We start from the raw sequence: 15,330 nt of genomic DNA on the forward strand, positions 1-15,330 counted from the left end.
TCGCCCCACCGGCCGTTCCCGGGCCGAACGCCCGCGCCGACCGATGGATGGCATCTTGCCCAGGTTCAGTGTCATTGTCCCCGCGTACCAGGTTCAGGCGTACCTGCACGAGTGCCTCGAATCGGTGCTCTCCCAGTCCTGTCCCGATCTCGAACTGATCGTCGTCGACGACTGCTCGCCGGACGCGTGCGGCGCGATCATCGACGAGTTCGCCGTCCGTGACGCGCGCGTCCACCCCGTCCATCTGCCGGAGAACATCGGCCTGGGCCGCGCGAGGAACGCCGGCGTGGCGCGCGCGAGCGGCGACTACCTGCTGTTCCTCGACAGCGACGACACCCTCACGCCCGACGCGCTGCGGTCGATCGCGGACCGACTGAAGGAGACGGGCGACCCGGACGTCCTGGTCTTCGACTACGCGCGCACCTACTGGACGGGCGAGGCGGTCCGCAACCAGGCGGCCCTCCAGCTCACCGAGCAGGGCCCGGCCCCGTTCCGCCTGGAGGACCGGCCGGGCCTGCTGAGGCTGCTGATGGTCGCCTGGAACAAGGCCTACCGGCGGGAGTTCGTCGAGGAGCAGGGGTTCGCCTTCCCGCCCGGGTACTACGAGGACACGCCGTGGACGTACCCGGTGCTGATGACCGCGGAGTCGATCGCGACCCTCGACCGCGTCTGCGTGCACTACCGGCAGCGGCGCCAGGGCAGCATCCTGCGCACCACCAGCGAGCAGCACTTCGACGTCTTCGAACAGTACGACCGGCTGTTCGCGTATCTGGAGGAGCGCCCCGAACTGGCCCGGTGGCGGCCGGTGTTGTTCCGCCGCATGGTCCATCACCTGGCGATCGTGTACTCCCGGCGGGACCGGCTGCCCCCCGGCTCGCGCGCGGACTTCATGCGCCGGGCCCGCGCCCACTACCGCCGCTACCGCACCCGGGGCGCCCCCGTCCCGCTGCGCGCCCGGGTGCAGCACGCCCTGATCCGCTTCGGCCTGCACCGCACCTACCGCACGCTCCAGCTGGTGTCGGCCCTGCACCGCGTCGTCGCGCGGACCACCGGGAAGCTGCTGCGCGGTCTGCGGTCCGCCGCGCTCCGGCTCCACTACCGCGTCCAGCGCTGTCTCCCGCTGCGCGCCGACCGGGCCGTCTTCACCGCCTACGACGGCGGCGGCCACGGCTGCAACCCGGGCGCGCTGGAGTCCGCGTTCCGTGATCTGGCACCGCACATCCGCACGGCGTGGATCGCCCGTCCCGAGCACCACCACACCGTCCCGCCGGGCCCGCGCCGCCTCGTCCCCGGCACGGCCGCCTACTGGACGGCACTCGCCCGCTCCGCCTGGCTGGTCAGCAACACCGACTTCGACCACCGCCTGGTCAAGCGCCGGGGCCAGACCCTGATCCAGACCGGGCAGGGCACCCCGCTGGGGCACATCGGCCTCGACCTCCAGGAGCGCCCGGCGGCGGCCCGGGGCAGGGACTTCACCCGGCTGCTCAAGGGCGTCGACCAGTGGGACTACGTGCTGTCGGCCAACCGCCACACCACCCTCACCCACGAGCGCGTCCACCCCGGCCGCTACACCACGCTGGAGTACGGCTACCCCCGCAACGACGCGTTCCGCACGGCGACCGAAGCGGACGTGGCCCGGCTGCGCGCCTCGCTCGGCATCCCGGAGGGCACGGTGGGGATCCTCTACGCGCCGACCCACCGCGACTACCGCCGCTCCCAGCGCCACGCCCTCGACCTCCAGCGGATCGTGCGCCGCCTGGGCCCGCGCTTCCTCGTGCTGGCCCGCGCCCACCACGCCTACGACGCCCCGCTGACCAGCACCTGCGGCCGGGTCGTCGACGTCAGCGACCACCCGAGCGTGGAATCGCTGTGCCTGGCCTCGGACGCCCTGGTCACGGACTACTCGTCGCTGATGTTCGACTACGCCAACCTGGACCGGCCGATCGTGATCCACGCCGACGACTGGGAGGCGTACGAGGCGGCCCGCGGTACCTACTTCGACCTGCGCTCCTTCCCGCCGGGCGCGGTCGCGCGCGGCGAGGACGAGCTGATCGACATCTTCGCCACCGGCCACTGGCGCGGCTCCCGGTCGGCTCAGCTGCGCGCGGCGTTCCGGGAACGGTTCTGCACGTACGACGACGGCCGGGCCGCCGAGCGGGTCGTACGCCGGGTCGTCCTCGGCGAGTCGGACCTGCCGCCGGTCGTGCCGCTGGACGAGCGCCGGCCGGTGCCGTCGGCGGCGGCGGCCTCGCTGGCACGCGAGCCGCTCGCCACGGTGCCGCGGCCGGCCGGTCCGTTCGCCGTCACCGACATCCTCTGAACCCGGTTCTCACGCGTGGGAGTTCGCATGCCCTCCAGCCCGTCGCGGCCGACCCCGAGCCGACCCCCCTTCTGGCGCCCGTCCGGGCGGCCGGGACGCCCTCCCGCCGCCTGACACGGTCCCCGCTCCTCAAGACCCACGACCCTCGACAGAAAGAGCAGAATGCCCCGCTTCAGCATCGTCGTCCCGTCCCATGGGGTCGCGGGCCGGCTGCCCCAGGCGCTGGACTCGGTCCTCGCCCAGTCGTTCGGCGACTTCGAGCTGATCCCGGTGTGCGACGCGCCCGATTCACCCGCGGCGGACGTCGTCGCCGGGTACGCCGAGCGGGACTGCCGGGTCACACCGGTGCACTCGCCGCCGTCGGCCGGTCTGGCCGGGGCGCGCAACACCGGGCTGCGGTCGGCGGTCGGCGGCCATGTGCTGTTCCTCGACGGGGACGACGTCCTGGTCCCGGGGGCGCTGGCGGCGCTGGACGCCCGGCTGGGCGCGGTGGGCGACGTCGACGTCCTGTACTTCGAGCACGAGCGCACCCCCTGGTGGGAGGGCGAGCCGACCAACCCGGCAGCGCCCCTGCTGGCCGGGACACCGCAGGGGGCCTTCTCCCCCGGCCGGACCCCGCGGCTGACGGGCGTGGCGCTGCCGGCGTGGAGCGCGGCCTACCGCCGGGGCTTCCTCACCGAGCACGGCCTCGCCTTCCCCGGGGACCACTTCACCGACACCGGGTTCGGCGGTCTCGTCGCCCTGCGGGCGGAGCGGGTGGCGGCCCTGCGCGCGGTCGTCGTCCGGCATCTGCTGCGCCGGCAGGGCAACCGCCTCAACCTGCCCGGGGAGCACCACGCCGAGCTGCTCGACCAGACCGAGCTGGTGCTGACGCGGGCCGTGGAACTGGGGCTGCCGGCGGACCGGCTGAGGCCGCTGTTCGAGCAGCTCTTCGCCGCCGTACTGAAGACGGCCGCGCATCCCCGGCGGCTGCCGGCCGGGCGCCGGGCCTTCTTCCGCCGGGCGGGCGCGCTCTACCGGCAGTACCGCCCCACGGGCTACCAGCCGCCCGGCGGCAGCCTCGGCGTCCAGCACCGGCTGCTGGCGGCCGGGTCGTACGCGGCGTTCCGCGCCCTGCGCGCCGCCAACCGGAGGGCCGCGCGTGCCGCCGCGCTGCTCCCGCGCCCCCGGGGGCTGCGCACCCGCCTGCGCTACGCGGCGGGTCTGCGCCTTCCTCTCGACGAGAACCTCGTCGTGTACTGCGCGTACTGGGGCCGCGGCTACGCCTGCAACCCGGCCGCGATCCACGCCAAGGCCCGTGAACTCGCCCCGCACCTGCGCTCGGTGTTCCTGGTGGAGCCGGACGCGGTGGACAGCGTGCCGAAGGACGTGGAGTACGCGGTGATCGGCAGCCGCACGTACTGGCAGGTGCTGGCCCGCGCCAAGTACCTCGTCAACAACGCCAACTTCGCGGACGCCGTCGTCAAACGCCGCGGCAGCGTGCACCTCCAGACCCAGCACGGCACGCCGCTGAAGAAGATGGGCGCCGACCAGGCGACGTACCCCGTGGTGGCCGCGGCGACCGGGAGCTTCACGAAACTGCTGGCCCGGGTCGACCGCTGGGACTACAACCTCACCTCCAACCGCCACTCCACTCAGATGTGGGAGAAGGCGTTCCCCGGCGCGCACGAGACCCTGGAGTACGGCTATCCGCGCAACGACGTCTACTACACGGCGTCCGCCGAGGACGTCGCCCGCGTCCGCAAGGAGCTGGGCGTCCCCGACGGCAAGAAGGCCCTGCTCTATGCGCCCACGCACCGCGACCACGCCACCGGCTTCGCGCCGGGCCTGGACCTGGCGGAGTTCTGCGAGGCGATCGGCGACGAATACGTGGTGCTGCTGCGCGCTCACTACTTCTACGACCAGGGGGCGAGCCGGGGCGGCGGCCGGATCATCGACGTCACCGGGCACCGCTCGTCGGAGGACGTGTGCCTGGCCGCCGACGCGCTGATCACCGACTACTCGTCGATCATGTTCGACTACGCCAACCTGGACCGGCCGATCGTCGTGTACGCCGACGACTGGGAGGTCTACCGCGAGGTCCGGGGCGTCTACTTCGACCTGATGGAGTCCCCGCCCGGCCGGGTCGCCCGTACGCCCGAGGAACTGGCGGCCGTGTTCCGCGACGGCGGCTGGGCGGACGAGTCCGCCACGGCCCTGCGCGCCGCGTTCCGGGAGCGCTTCTGCCAGTTCGACGACGGGCGGGCCGCCGAGCGCGTCGTACGCCGGGTGCTGCTGGGGGAGCCGCCCGAGTCGGTCCCGCCCGTGATCCCGCTCGCGGAGCGCGTCCCGGCCCCCGCCGCCACCCTCGTAAGGAGCTGACCGAAGAAGTGCCCCGCTTCAGCATCATCGTCCCCGTGTACAAGGTGCAGGGTTTCCTGCGCGAGTGTCTCGACTCGGTGCTCGGCCAGTCTTTCGGCGACTTCGAGGTGATCGCCGTGGACGACCGCTCGCCGGACGGCAGCGGTGCGATCCTCGACGAGTACGCGGCCCGCGACGCCCGGGTGCGGGCGCTGCACCTGCCCGAGAACGTCGGCCTGGGCCGGGCCCGCAACGCCGGCCTGGAGCAGGCGGCCGGCGACTACGTCCTGTTCCTCGACAGCGACGACCACTACACGCCGGGCCTGCTGGCGGCCGTCGCCGCGCGCCTCGAAGCGACCGGCGAGCCGGACATCCTGGTCTTCGACCACGTGCGCACCCACTGGTGGGGCCGGGGCGGGCGCAGCGAGGCGGCGGACCTGCTGGCCGCGGCGGGCACGGACACCTTCGGCATCCGGGAGAGCCCGCAGTACCTGAACCTGTTCCTGGTCGCCTGGAACAAGGCGTACCGCCGGTCCTTCTTCCAGGAGCACGGCCTTCGGTACGCGCCGGGGCTGTACGAGGACGCGCCGGTCACCTACCGGTCGATGGTGCTGGCGGACCGGATCGCCTGCCTGGACCGGATCGGGGTGGAGTACCGGCAGCGCAGGCAGGGCGCGATCACCAAGACGCCGGGGCGCCGGCACTTCGACATCTTCCCGCAGTACGAGGGCCTGTTCGCGTTCCTGGAGCAGCGTCCCGACCTCGACTGGGCACGGCCGCCGCTGCTGGAGCGGGCCCTGAACCACATGCTGTTCGTGCTGGCCCGCAAGGACCGGGTGCGGCCCGCGGACCGGGGCGACTTCTACCGCGAGATCCGCTCCTTCCACCGGCGTCACCTCCCCGAGGGCGGCTTCCCGGAGCCCGGCGGCTGGCGCGGGGTCGAGATGCGGCTGCTGGCCTCGGCGCCCTACGCGTCGTACGCGGCGGTGCGGGGTCTGCGGGACCTGCGCGCGGCGGCCCTGGGCGGGCAGCGGCGAGTGACGCGGAAGGCGTCGGACGTCGCCGTGCGCACCTGGTACCGGGCCCAGTCGAAGCGGCCCCTCGATCCGCATCTCGCCGTCTACTCGGCGACCCACCACCGGGGCGTGTCCGGCGACCCGGCAGCGATCCACGCCAAGGCGCGCGAGCTCGCCCCGCACATCCGGGGCGTGTGGGTGGTCCGGGAGGACGCGGTGGACGCGCTGCCGCCCGGCATCGAGCATGTGACGCCGGGCTCGCGGCGCTACCAGGAGGTCATGGCGCGGGCCACGTACTGGGTGAACAACGTCAACTGGCCCGGCACCCTGGCCAAGCGGCCCGGCAGCGTCCACATCCACACCCACCAGGGCACCCCGCTCAAGTACATGGGCGCCGACCTGCTGACCAAGCCGGGCGCCCGGCACGGCTTCGACGTGCCGCAGATGCTGCGCCGCGCCGACCGCTGGGACTACAGCCTGGTCGCCGGCCGGCACGCGGAGCGGGCGTGGGAGCGGGCGTACCCGTGTCACTTCACCTCGCTGCGGACCGGCAGCCCGCGCAACGACGTGCTGGTCGGCGCCGGTCCGGAGCGGGGCCTGGCCGTGCGCGAGCGGCTCGGTGTCCCCGCCGACCACACGGTCGTGCTGTACGCGCCGACCCGCCGCGACTACCGGCGGGGCGGGCACGTCGACCGGTTCGATCTGGCCCGGTTCGCCGCGGACCTCGGCCCCGGCCACACGCTCGTCGTCCGTCTGCACCCGTCGCTGGCCGGGGGTGTGGCGCGCGGCCTGGGCCTTGCCGACCTGCACCGGCGGGGTGTGGTGGTGGACGCGACGGACGAGCCGCACGTCGAGGACGTGCTGCTCGCCTCCGACGCGCTGGTCACCGACTACTCCGCCCTGATGTTCGACTACGTCCTCCTCGACCGGCCGGTCGTGGTGCACGCCGACGACTGGGGCGCGTTCACGGCGAGCCGGGGCGCCTACTTCGACGTCACGGCCGACGCGCCGGGGCACGTGTCCCGCTCGTACCGGGAGCTGGCCTGGCTGTTCGCGTCCGGCACCTGGCAGGACGCGGAGTCGGCGCGGCTGCGGGCGGGCTTCAGGGAGCGGTACTGCGAGTTCGAGGACGGGCAGGCCGCCGAGCGGGTCGTCCGCCTGCTGATGCTGGGCGAGCGGAGCGGTGCGCTGCCGCCCACGGCCCGCCGGATCCCGGGGCCGCGTGCCCGGTCCGAGACGCTGGTCGAGCGATGAGACCTCCCGCCACCCCCGAGGCCGTTCCCTCCCTGCCCGGCCGGCGGGCCTCCTCGGCACGGCCCCCGGCCGCCGTCGAGCGGCTGCGGCCGGTCCACTGGTGGCACGCGGCGCTGGTCGCCGTACCGACCGCGGCCCTGTTCGTGCTGGGCTACCGGCGGCGCTGGATCTGCGACGACGGGCTGATCTACCTGCGTCCGGTCCGGCAGATCCTGGCGGGCAACGGGCCCGTGTTCAACGTGGGGGAACGGGCGGAGAGTTCGACCGGCACCCTGTGGCAGTGGCTGCTCGCGCTCGGCACCTGGGTCACCGGCGAGGACCCGGCGTTCCTCGCGGTCGGGCTGGGGCTGCTGCTGAGCACGGCCGGATTCGCGCTCGCCCTGATCGCCACATGCCGACTGCACCGGGGCGCGGGGCCGCTGCTTCCGGCCGGTGTGTTCGTGCTGCTGGCCGTGCCGCCGTTCTGGTCGTACATGACCTCGGGCCTGGAGAGCGGCCTCGGCGCCTTCTGGACCGGCCTGTCGTGGTGGCTGCTGACGGGCACCCGGCGTGGTCAGGAGGCCCGGGTGACCTGCGCCAGCGCCTTCGTGTTCGGGCTGGGTCCGCTGGTCCGGCCCGATCTCGCGGTGGTCACGGTGTGCTTCCTGGCGGCGCAGTGGTGGGTGCTGCGCCCGTCCCGGCGGGGTACCGCGGCCATGCTGGCCTCGGCGGTGGCGCTGCCGCTGGCGTACGAGGTGTTCCGCGCGGGGTACTACGGGATCCTGGTGCCGCTGCCCGCCATCGCCAAGGAGGCGAGCGCCAGCGACTGGGGCCGGGGCGCCGGCTATGTGCACGAGACGCTCGGGCCCTACTGGCTGTGGCCCGTCGTGCCCGTGCTCGCCGCGGCGGCCGCCCTCCTCGTGCGGCGCGTCCGCCGGGAACGGCGGGACCGCACCCCGGGCCGGGCCTCGCTCGCGGTGCTGACGGCGCCGCTCGTGGCGGGTGCGCTGCTGGCCGGGTACGTCGTCCGCGTCGGCGGCGACTACATGCACGCCCGCATGATCCTGCCCGCCCTCCTGCTGCTGCTCCTGCCGGTCCTGGTCGTGCCCGCGACCAGGTTCACGGGCGTCGCGAGCGCGCTGCTGGTGGTGTGGCTGTGCGCGGCGGTCAGCCCGCTGCGGGCACCGTTCGACGTGCGCAGCACGCCCGGCTCCTTCAACGTGCGCAGCTCCGACGTGGAGGGCCTCGGCGACCACAACCCGGTGCGCACCGCCACCTGGGTGGACAACTGGCCGTCCCTGCCGGAGGGGCGCGGCATGCTGGCCGAGGCCGCGCGGGCGCCCCGGCCGACGCTGCTGTACTTCGACGCCGGGCGCCGGCTGCACGCCACGCCGATGCGGGAGGACTCCCCGTACCACGTGGTGATCGTGGGACGTCATCTCGGTGTCACGGGAGCCGCCGCACCGCTCGACGCCTACGTCAACGACGCCTGGGGGCTGGCCAGCCCCATCGGGGCGCATCTCGCGCTGGAGCGGTGGAGCTGGCCCGGGCACGAGAAGTTCCTGCGCAACTACTGGGTCTTCGCGGAGTGGGCGGTGGAGCACCCGCCGCAGCGCGATCTGCAGCGGGCCGGGGCTTCGCGGGAGGCGATCGAGGCGGCCCGGGCCGCGCTGGGCTGCGGCGAGCTGGCCGAGCTGAAGGAGTCGGTGCGCGCGCCGCTCACCGCCGAGCGGTTCTGGCGGAACCTCACGGGGGCCTTCGAGCGGACCCGGTTCCGGTTCGCGCGCTGGCCGGCCGCGGCGGAGGAGTCGCTGTGCGACGGACGTCGGCAGGTGGGTGCAGCCGCCTCACCCGATGAAGTGACCCGGGGTCAGGATGTGCGGGAGGACGGGAACATTCGGCGCATGCCCCAGACCCTTGCCCTTCCGACAGTCCTGTGAGCGCCTCGGTCCTCGTCCGGCGGACCGTGCGCGGCGCGACGGCGCTGCGCGGCGGCCGCGTGGGGCAACTGACCCCGTACCAGTTCTACGGTGCCCTGTTCTGGCTGGTGATGACGCTGGCGTTCTGGCGGATCCCGCTGTGCTGCGACGCCGGACAGCACGCGGCGGTCGTCGAGCGCCTCAAGGACGATCTGCTGCATCCGGCCCACACCATGGCCGATCTGCCGGGTGAGGGCAGCCCCTACTACGGGCCGTACGCCGTCACCCAGGGCGTCCTGGCGCGGCTGACGGGGCTGTCGGGCTGGGCGGTCGTGAAGCTCGCCGGGCCGGTGCACCTGGTCGTGCTGCTGACGGGGATCGGCCGCTTCGTCCGGGCCCTCACCCCGCGCCCGTGGGCGCCGGTGCTGGCCCTGCTGTTCATGACGCTGCTGTGGGGCACTACGCGGATCCTGTGGAGCGGCTACCTCGGGCTGATGTCGATGACGACGACCCTGGGCTATCCGTCCGCGGCCGCGATCGGCGTGACGTTCTGGGCGTGGGCCTGGACCTGCACGCGCGCCCGGGACGACGCCCCCGCCGTCCGCTTCGTCGGCCCGAGCGGGCTCGGCGGCTGGTGGGGGTACGCCGGGATCGGCGCCCTGTACGGGCTGATCCTGCTCACCCACCCCGTCACGGCGGCCTCGGCGTTCATCGGCGCGGTGGCGATCGTGGCGTCCCGGCAGCGGGGGTGGCGCAGGCCGGTCGTGGCGCGCTGGGTGCTCGCCGTCGCGGTGTGCGCGGCGGTCGCCCTGTCCTGGCCGTACTACGACGTCCTGGCGCTGGTGGGCGACACCGGCATGGACGCGATGCACCGGCAGCTCTACGAGCGGATGCTCGCCAACTCCTGGCTGGCGCTGCTCGGCCTGCCCGCGCTGTGGGGGCGGGCCCGCCGGTCGGTGCGTGACCCGCTGGTGCTGATGTTTGTGCTGGAGTGCCTGCTGCTGGCGTACGGCTGGGTGAGCGGGCACTTCACGTACGCCCGGGCCCTGTGGGCGGTGCTGGTGCCGCTCCAGTTCGCGCTGGCGGTGGAGCTGGCGGCGCCCCGGCCGTGGCGGCGGGCCCGGAGGGTGCTGGGCGGGGCGGCGGCGGCCGGGGTGTGCGTCGGGTTCGTCACCGTGCACGCCGGGGCGGTGGTGCCGCGCTCGGTCGACCCGGTGGGGTTCACGCAGCCGACGCGCTGGCCGTCGTACGACTGGGCGGCGCGGCACATCGGACCGGGCGAGGTGGTGATCACCGACGGGTACTTCGCCAGTCACGCCATCGCCGGGTACGGGCCGAATCTGGCCGCGCCGATCTGGCCCGACCCCGCCCTCGACGAGCGGGAGCGGGGGCGCCGGGCGGCCGATGTCCGCGCCTACCTGGCCCCCGATGCGACCCGCGCCGAGCGGGCCGCCGTCGTCCGCCGCTACCACGTGCGCTGGCTGCTGCTGACGCGCTGGCACCCGGTGCCCGAGGAGGCCGTGGTGGTGGCGTGGAGCAGACGGACGGGGGAGGTGCTGGCGCGGGTCGGTGGATGAGTGCCGGTCCTACTCGATGACGAGCTGGACCTCGATGTTGCCGCGGGTGGCGTTGGAGTACGGGCAGACCTGGTGGGCCTGCTCGACCAGCTTGCGGCCGGTCGCCTCGTCCACGCTGTCGGGGAGCTCGACACGGAGGGTGACGGCGAGCCCGAAGCCCTCGCCCTGCTTGCCTATGGAGACCTCGGCGGTCACGGCGGCGTCGCTGACGTCGACCTTGGCCTGGCGGCCGACGAGGCCGAGGGCGCTGCCGAAGCAGGCGGCGTAACCGGCGGCGAAGAGCTGCTCGGGGTTGGTGCCCTGGCCGTTGCCGCCCAGTGCCTCGGGCATGCCCAGCGCGAGGTCCAGCACGCCGTCGGAGCTGACGGCGCGGCCCTCGCGGCCGTGGGTGGCGGTGGCGACAGCGGTGTAGAGCGCGTCCATGGAAAACCTTCCCTCTCACGTCAACGTTCGGCGGCCCGCTTCCGGGGCCGCCTGACACCCAGAATTAGAGCACACAATTAAGTTGTGTGCAATTGAATGGCGGACACGAGTTACCCTGGAGACATGAACACGCCGGACGACGACTGGCTCCGCCTGGACCAGCAGATCTGCTTCTCCCTGCACGCGGCATCCCGCGCCTTCAACGGCGTCTACCGCGGGATCCTCAAGGACCTCGGGCTCACATACCCCCAGTACCTGGTGCTGCTGGTGCTGTGGGAGCACGACGAGCTGCCCGTGAAGAAGCTCGGGGAGCATCTGCGCCTGGACTCCGGCACGCTGTCGCCGCTGCTCAAGCGGCTGGAGGCGGCAGGGCTCGTCCGCCGGGAGCGCAGCGCGCGCGACGAGCGGTCGGTGGAGGTACGGCTGACCGAGGAGGGCGTCGCGCTGCGGCGGCGGGCCCTTCAGGTACCGCGCCGGATCGCCGCCTCGACCGGGTTCGACGTCGACGAGATCCGCGCCCTGCGCGCCCGCCTCGACGAGCTCACCACGGCCCTGGACGCGGCCGCCCTCGCGGAGGCGGCGGGTGGTTCGCCTGCGGCAGACGAGCGGTCGTAGCGGAGCCGGGGGACTCGCCGGGGGACTCGCCGGGGGACGCACGCGGCTCGTCGGTGGACGCGCGGGGTGGCTCGCGGTGGACGCGCGCCGTTCGTCGGGTGGCTCGTCGGTGGCCGGTACCTCGGCGGGCGGTGCGGGGGCAGGCGGTCGTCGGCGGGCGGCTCGTCGGAGGGCGCGCGCCGGGTGGCTCATCGGTGGTTGCCGTGTCGGTGGACGGCTCGTCGGTCGCCGGTACCTCGGCGGGCGGTACGCCGCCGTGCGGCTCGTCGGCGGGCATGACGTAGGCGGATGGCTCGTCGGTCGCCGGTACCTCGGCGGGCGGTACGCCGCCGTGCGGCTCGTCGGCGGGCACGACGTAGGCGGATGGCTCGTCGGTCGCCGGTACCTCGGCGGGCGGTACGCCGCCGTGCGGTGTTCCAGCGGGCGGCTCACCGGCGGGCGCGGCGTCGGCGATCACCACATCGGCGGACCGCTCGTCGGCGGTCGCTACCCAGGCGGACGTACCTCGGCGGACGACTCACCGACGGTCGTCACGTCGGCGGACAGTTCATCGGCGGTCGCTGCGTCGGCGGGCGGTACGCCGCCGTGCGGCTCGTCGGCGGACGCGACGCCGGTGGACGGCTCGTCGGCGGACGGCACGTCGGTTGGTGTTTTCCGGACGTGGAGGCGGAGGATCACCCCGTGCCGGATGTGTTCCTCGCGGACGGTGAACTCCTCCGCCAGGACGGCCAGTTTCGTGCGCTCGACCGGATCGGGCGGAGACCAGCGCGGGTCCAGCGCGTACGCCTCGGCGACGACCCAGACGCGGTCCACCGAGGCGAGCCGGTGCCGCAGTTCCCCGGGCGTCGCCTCGCGGCCCCACAGTGTCCCGGACCGGGGCGCCGACTCCCGCAGGGCGATGTCCCGGACCTGCCGGAACCCCTTCGGGTAGGCCAGCGCGGCGAGCCTCCCGACCGACGGGACGAACAGCACCGGGTCGCCGGGGCGCATCTGGCGGAAGGCGAGCGCGGAGACGACGGCGAGGTTGTCGGGGCGGTGGGCGGCGGACCGGTGCTGGCGGTGGACGGGGAGGTGGTGGACGAAGGTGACGGTGAGCGCGAGGACGCCGGTGACGCCCAGCAGGGCGCGCACCTGCCGCCCGCCGACCCGCCCCCGGCGCCCCTCGAACCGCACCCGCCCCAGCACCCCGCTCACCTGCCCGGCCCCGGCGGCCACCAGCAGGGACGCTCCCGCCAGGGAGTAGAGCACGTACCGGTCGTGGAACAGCGGCCGCACCTGCGACACCGTCATCAGGATCCCCGGCGGCACGAGCAGCAGCGGAAGCGCGACCGCCGCCAGTCGCCGCGTCCGGAGCCCGACGGCCATCAGCAGCAGCGAGCCCCAGAAGACCACTCCGCCCGGGCCGGGCGAGAAGTGCCGCACCAGCCTCTCGATCCTGTCCCACCCGGGTGTCACCAGCCACGCCACCTGCCCGGACTGCCCCTGCGACACCCACACCAGCGGCAGCAGGAGCAGCACGACCGCTCCCGCCGCACATCCCCAGCCGGACCACACCCTCCTCGGCACCCGCATGAGAGCCAGCGTCGCCGCGTGCGCGCACAGCACCAGCACCGCCAGCTCGTGCAGCAGACAGGTCAGGGCGACGACGGTCCCGTACGGCCACCAGGCCCGTGCGGTGGCCGCCTCCACCGCCCTGAGCAGCAGCAGCGTCGCCCCCGCCACGCCCGCCGCGACGAGCGCGTACGACCGTCCCTCCTGGGCGTAGTGGCCGGTCATCGGCGTGACGGCGTAGAGGAGACCGGCCCACAGACCGACCCGTGGCCCGGCGAGCCGGACGCCGAGGGCCGCGACCAGGCCGGCGGTCGCCGTCGCCGCGCACACCGACGGCAGCCGCAGGACGACCTCGCCCGGGTGGACGGCGAGGACGGCGTGCATGAACAGGTAGTACAGGCCGTGCACCGCGTCCACGTCGTGCAGCAGCCGCCAGATCTGCGGCACCGTGCGCTGCGCGACCTGGAAGGTGACGCTCTCGTCGCCCCACATGCCGCCGCGGTCCAGGCCCCACAGCCCGATGCCCAGCATCACCGCCATCGGAACCGCCACGGGCACCACTCCCGTGCCCCACCGGCCGCTCCCCCTCGAGTGTCCGCTCATCACGGCCCGATTCTGTGACGTTACGCAGGCTTTGATGATGTTTGATGGTGTGTTATCACTTTCATGTCATTCGCCCGGCTTACGATCCGCCGTAATGAATGCCGTACAGAACCCCGAGAGGCCCCTCCCCCAGGTCGCCGTCGTGGTCATCGGCTACGACGACGCCGCCCATGTGACGGACGCCGTGCGCTCGGCGCTCGCCCAGGGTCCGGCCGTGCGCGAGGTCGTGGCCGTCGACGACTGCTCGACGGACGGCAGCGCCGGCCTGCTCGACCGGCTCGCCGCGTCGGAGCCCCGCCTGCGGGTCATCCGCCGCCGGGCCAACAGCGGCGGCTGCGGCACCCCGCGCAACACCGGGCTCAACGCGGTGACGTCGCCGTACGTGATGTTCCTGGACAGCGACGACGTCCTGCCGCCCGGCGCGGTCGACGCGCTGCTCGACGCGGCGACGGGCGCGCACGCGGAGGTCGCGAGCGGCCTGTGCGTACGCCGCGAACTGCCGTCGGGGCGCGAAGTACCCTGGCAGGAGCGCCTGTACGCCCTCCACGCCGTGGTACCGCACCCCGCGCAACGCCCGCGCCTGGTCCACGACACGCTCTGCGTCAACAAGCTCTACCGCACCGGCTTCCTGCGCGAGCACGGCATCCGTTTTCCCGAGGGCCGCTTCCCGTACGAGGACGTCGTCTTCACCGCGCGCGTACTGGCCGCCGCCCCGCGCATCGCCCTGGTCCCCGACCGGGTGTACGTCTGGCACGTGCGCCGGTCCGCCGAGCGGCTGTCGATCTCGCTGGACCGGTCCGGCGTCGGGAACTGGCGGGCCCGTACGGAGGCGTGCCGGCAGGCGTACGAGATCTTGCTGGGCGCCGGGCAGAAGGAGCTCGCACGGGTCGCGCGCGCCAAGTTCCTCGACCACGACCTGCGGATGTACATGCGTGAACTGGCGTTGCGCGACACGGCCTACCAGCGCGCGTGGTGGGAGCTCACGCGGGCGCATCTCGCGGAGTACGACGCGGACGACTGGGCACGCGGCCCGGCCGCTCCCGGCCGGCTGGTCGGGCGGGTCGTCCTGGCCTCCCCGGAGCCGCGCGACCTGCCCCGGCTGCGGGAGCTGGCGGCCCGCCCGGCCCGGCTGTATCCGCCGTACGCCCGGGCCGCCGACGGCACGCCCGTCTGGTCGGCGGACCTCCCGCAGGTTTCCCTGGAGCCCCTGCTCACCCGGCCCGTGCAGGTGCTGCCCCTCGCCGTCGACGCGGAGCTGCGGCCCCGGGCGCGTGGCGCCCGGCTGCGGCTGCGCCTGCACGAGCTGTACGGCCGGCTGGCGCAGGCGGGCCCGGAGGCGGTGGAGGTGGAGTGGCGGCACCGGGACGACGGGGAGGCGGTGGTCCGTCGTACGACCGCGCTGGTGCCGTCGGCCGGCACCTGGTCGGCGGAGACGACCGTGGACCTGCCCGCGCTGGCCGCGCCCGGCGTGAGCACCTGGGACCTGCGCCTTCGGATCCGCTTCCGCGACGGCGTGAGCCGCGACGTCACGGCGCACGCCCTCACGGGCGCCGGTCTGCTGCGCCGCAGCGCCGTCCCGAGCGCCCGGCACGGCGTGGTACTCGTACAGCCGTACGCCACTCACTCGGGCGCGCTCGCGCTGCGCGTGGCGCCCGGCGTACGCGGTGTGCTGTCCGTCGTACGCGGAAGGCTGCGTCGCCTGCTTCACTGAGAGCACGACGCCTATCGGCATG

9 protein-coding genes are annotated in these 15,330 nt (G+C 74.1%); 7 read left to right on the plus strand and 2 right to left on the minus strand.

The window, feature by feature from the left end; translation table 11 throughout:
- Positions 1 to 55: 55 nt before the first annotated feature.
- From HDA41_RS15310 to HDA41_RS15330, 5 genes are all read left to right on the plus strand, one after another.
- The gene (locus HDA41_RS15310; protein WP_184984328.1) at positions 56 to 2,320 is read left to right on the plus strand and encodes a bifunctional glycosyltransferase/CDP-glycerol:glycerophosphate glycerophosphotransferase; all 2,265 of its coding nucleotides are present in this window, start codon (positions 56 to 58) and stop codon (positions 2,318 to 2,320) included.
- Positions 2,321 to 2,482: 162 nt separating this feature from the next.
- Positions 2,483 to 4,681: a bifunctional glycosyltransferase/CDP-glycerol:glycerophosphate glycerophosphotransferase gene (locus HDA41_RS15315; protein WP_184984330.1), complete on the plus strand. Its 2,199-nt coding sequence runs from the start codon at positions 2,483 to 2,485 to the stop codon at positions 4,679 to 4,681.
- 8 nt (positions 4,682 to 4,689) lie between these two features.
- Positions 4,690 to 6,930, plus strand: a complete 2,241-nt coding sequence (locus HDA41_RS15320) for a bifunctional glycosyltransferase/CDP-glycerol:glycerophosphate glycerophosphotransferase (RefSeq protein ID WP_184984332.1) — start codon at positions 4,690 to 4,692, stop codon at positions 6,928 to 6,930.
- The gene (locus tag HDA41_RS15325; RefSeq protein ID WP_184984334.1) at positions 6,927 to 8,849 is read left to right on the plus strand and encodes an arabinofuranosyltransferase AftB family protein; all 1,923 of its coding nucleotides are present in this window, start codon (positions 6,927 to 6,929) and stop codon (positions 8,847 to 8,849) included. The genes HDA41_RS15320 and HDA41_RS15325 overlap by 4 nt, the downstream gene beginning before the upstream one ends.
- A complete protein-coding gene (locus tag HDA41_RS15330; protein WP_184984336.1) occupies positions 8,846 to 10,405 on the plus strand; it encodes a hypothetical protein in 1,560 nt (519 codons plus the stop codon). Before HDA41_RS15325 ends, HDA41_RS15330 begins: the two co-directional genes overlap by 4 nt.
- 9 nt (positions 10,406 to 10,414) lie before the next feature.
- On the opposite strand, the gene HDA41_RS15335 is transcribed toward HDA41_RS15330, so the two are convergent.
- The gene (locus HDA41_RS15335; RefSeq protein WP_184984338.1) at positions 10,415 to 10,828 is read right to left on the minus strand and encodes an organic hydroperoxide resistance protein; all 414 of its coding nucleotides are present in this window, start codon (positions 10,826 to 10,828) and stop codon (positions 10,415 to 10,417) included.
- Positions 10,829 to 10,924: 96 nt separating this feature from the next.
- On the opposite strand from HDA41_RS15335, the gene HDA41_RS15340 reads away from it, so the two are divergent.
- Entirely contained in the window at positions 10,925 to 11,443 is a 519-nt protein-coding gene (locus HDA41_RS15340) for a MarR family winged helix-turn-helix transcriptional regulator (protein WP_184984340.1), read from the plus strand.
- A gap of 486 nt (positions 11,444 to 11,929) precedes the next feature.
- Here the strand turns inward: HDA41_RS15340 and HDA41_RS15345 are convergent, their stop codons facing one another.
- A complete protein-coding gene (locus HDA41_RS15345; protein ID WP_417813313.1) occupies positions 11,930 to 13,525 on the minus strand; it encodes a glycosyltransferase family 39 protein in 1,596 nt (531 codons plus the stop codon).
- 166 nt (positions 13,526 to 13,691) lie between these two features.
- On the opposite strand from HDA41_RS15345, the gene HDA41_RS15350 reads away from it, so the two are divergent.
- Positions 13,692 to 15,308, plus strand: coding sequence for a glycosyltransferase family 2 protein (locus tag HDA41_RS15350; RefSeq protein WP_184984342.1), 1,617 nt, complete (start codon positions 13,692 to 13,694; stop codon positions 15,306 to 15,308).
- Positions 15,309 to 15,330: the final 22 nt, after the last annotated feature.

Source organism: Streptomyces caelestis, from assembly GCF_014205255.1.
In the GTDB taxonomy this organism is placed as follows: Bacteria; Actinomycetota; Actinomycetes; order Streptomycetales; family Streptomycetaceae; genus Streptomyces; species Streptomyces caelestis.

Bases quoted from the DNA above. Each gene is read 5' to 3' on its own strand.
- HDA41_RS15325 (WP_184984334.1), top strand. From the start codon at position 6,927: ATGAGACCTCCCGCCACCCCCGAGGCCGTTCCCTCCCTGCCCGGCCGG.
- HDA41_RS15345 (WP_417813313.1), bottom strand. From the start codon at position 13,525: ATGCTGGGCATCGGGCTGTGGGGCCTGGACCGCGGCGGCATGTGGGGC.
- HDA41_RS15350 (WP_184984342.1), top strand. From the start codon at position 13,692: ATGAATGCCGTACAGAACCCCGAGAGGCCCCTCCCCCAGGTCGCCGTC.
- HDA41_RS15340 (WP_184984340.1), top strand. From the start codon at position 10,925: ATGGCGGACACGAGTTACCCTGGAGACATGAACACGCCGGACGACGAC.
- HDA41_RS15315 (WP_184984330.1), top strand. From the start codon at position 2,483: ATGCCCCGCTTCAGCATCGTCGTCCCGTCCCATGGGGTCGCGGGCCGG.
- HDA41_RS15335 (WP_184984338.1), bottom strand. From the start codon at position 10,828: ATGGACGCGCTCTACACCGCTGTCGCCACCGCCACCCACGGCCGCGAG.